Annotated in this window: 1 protein-coding gene; it reads left to right on the top strand. The window is 41.5% G+C overall.

The features are described from left to right. Positions 1 to 487: hypothetical protein (locus tag HNS40_RS22745; RefSeq protein WP_216664215.1), on the top strand; the 487-nt coding region annotated here is incomplete at both ends.

The following is a 487-nucleotide window of genomic DNA, read 5'->3' as shown; positions in this document are numbered from 1 at the left end:
CAGAACATGGACTTATACAGATGGAGGCGGAAATACAGCATCTACAACACAGACTATTACAATCTTAGATAATGTAAATCCAACAGCAAGCAATCCAGCCAATATTACCATAGAATGTATCGCCAGTTTACCAACGGCTGATATTTCAGTGGTAACAGATGAAGCAGATAATTGCACAGCTAATCCAGTTGTCGCCTTTGTAAGTGATGTGGATGATGGAAATACAAATCCCAAGATCATTACCAGAACCTATTCAGTAACAGATGCTTGTGGAAACAGTATCAATGTAACACAAGATATTATTATAGAGGATGCTACGAATCCAGTATTCGCAGCAGCCCCAGCCGATGTCACTGTAAGTTGTATCGACGATGTCCCAGTGATGAGCAATTTATCTTGGACAGATAATTGCGATGGTTCAGGAAGTGTAGCCGGAACAGACGCTGCTATAGTTGGCACAGATTGTAACGGAACTGTCACCAGAACA

The sequence above is a fragment of the Lentimicrobium sp. S6 genome (assembly GCF_013166635.1).
Lineage (GTDB): Bacteria > Bacteroidota > Bacteroidia > Bacteroidales > UBA12170 > UBA12170.
The sequence above is the reverse complement of the archived record's forward strand: the minus strand, read 5'-3'. Positions and strand labels throughout refer to the sequence as shown.